This window comes from Nocardia sp. NPDC004722 (genome assembly GCF_053601505.1).
Genome location: NZ_JBSGBY010001060.1, coordinates 1 through 1,441 on the forward strand (window position 1 = coordinate 1; position 1,441 = coordinate 1,441).

The 1,441-nt window shown below is 68.1% G+C and carries 2 protein-coding genes; both read left to right on the top strand.

What is annotated here, in order from left to right; all coding sequences use genetic code 11:
* Positions 1–52: 52 nt before the first annotated feature.
* Positions 53–709 (top strand): hypothetical protein, encoded by a 657-nt coding sequence (locus ACWELQ_RS45645; protein WP_452403182.1) that lies wholly within the window; start codon positions 53–55, stop codon positions 707–709.
* Between the two features lie 72 nt (positions 710–781).
* The gene (locus tag ACWELQ_RS45650; RefSeq protein ID WP_452403183.1) at positions 782–1,438 is read left to right on the top strand and encodes a hypothetical protein; all 657 of its coding nucleotides are present in this window, start codon (positions 782–784) and stop codon (positions 1,436–1,438) included.
* Positions 1,439–1,441: the final 3 nt, after the last annotated feature.

Consider the following 1,441-nt stretch of genomic DNA (forward strand, 5'->3'; position numbering starts at 1 on the left):
GCCAAGGGGTAACGCACAATTAGGCTGCTGTCCGGCTCGAGCAGGGGAAGTTATGAAGGCGCACAAAGGGCTTGCGATAGCCCTGCTGGTCGTGGGTTTGATCGCGGGATGCTCCAAGGAGGCGGCCAAGCCCGCCAACGCTCCCGCACAGGCGGTTCCGCAGCCCGCGGCCAAGGAGAAGGAAGGCACCATCCCGGTCGGTCCCGGTCCGCAGTCCAGCTACACCGCGGCGGCCCAGCCCGCGCCCGGCAGCTGCCACTACCGCAAGACCTCCACCGGTGAGCCGTTGCCGGACCCCAACTGCACGCCGGGCGCCACCAATCCCAAAGTGACAGCGGCGAACCTGGCCGAGACCATCTGTAAGTCCGGTTACACGGCCACGATTCGGCCGAACAGCTCGGTCACCAATACCGAGAAGGCCGCCAACATCAAGTCCTACGACTACACCGGCGACGCCCACGACGCCGAGTACGACCACCTCATCTCGCTGGAACTCGGTGGCGACCCCAACGATCCCCGCAATATCTGGGTCGAACCGCCGTCACCCGGCCATCAGGCGGGCGCCGGACCCAACAATCCCAAGGACGGCGTCGAGAACAAGCTGCACAGCCTGGTCTGCGGTGGCAAGGTCGCGCTCGTCGACGCGCAGGTGGCCATCGCCACCGACTGGACCACGGCCCTGGCCAAGGTGGGATTCCCGAACGGCTGAGCGGCGTGGCGCGTCCGGCGTGGCATGCCGAAACCCCCTCGGACCAGCTGCGCCGGGGCCTACCATCGAACGATGTCAGCGCCGCAGGACGGCTCGACGATGATCGAGGGCCGGGTCGTTCACAAGGCGAGCAACGCCTTGAAGATCACGTTCAACGCCGGGCCCGGTGATCCGCTCGCCGTCGGAGTACAGGGGGCCGGGAACGGGTTCGGGGCCAAGACCGCCATCCTGTTCGGATTCAAGAACGGTGGCGCGGGCAAGCACCGCCTCACCTACGCCGACGGCTCCGTGGTGTGGGTGGAATCGCGCGATGCCGCGCCGACGGTGCTGAGCCGCGGCGACGGGACCTCTCTCGGCACCATTCAGCGCGCCGACACCTCCACCGCCGTAGGGTCCACGGCGGGAACGCTTTTCCACTTCGTGCCGGATCCGGAGGAACCGCGCACCCCGGAACTGTTCCGCATGGTCGTGCTCGACCGGATGGGGGTCGAGGCCGCCCGGCTCGACGTGGTGCGCACGGTCGGCGGCTGGACCGTGCGCCGCATCGTCAGCGACCTTTATGACGAGACCTTCTGGTGGGACCGGGCCGGGCAGGCGTTGCCGGTCCCGATCCTGGGCACCCGGCTGTGGTTGAAGCACCCGCTCGACCCGGTCGAGCGTGACGTCCTGCTGGGGGCGTGCGTGGACATCACCCACGGCCTGCGGCCCTACATCACCGCCATGAAGTAGCGG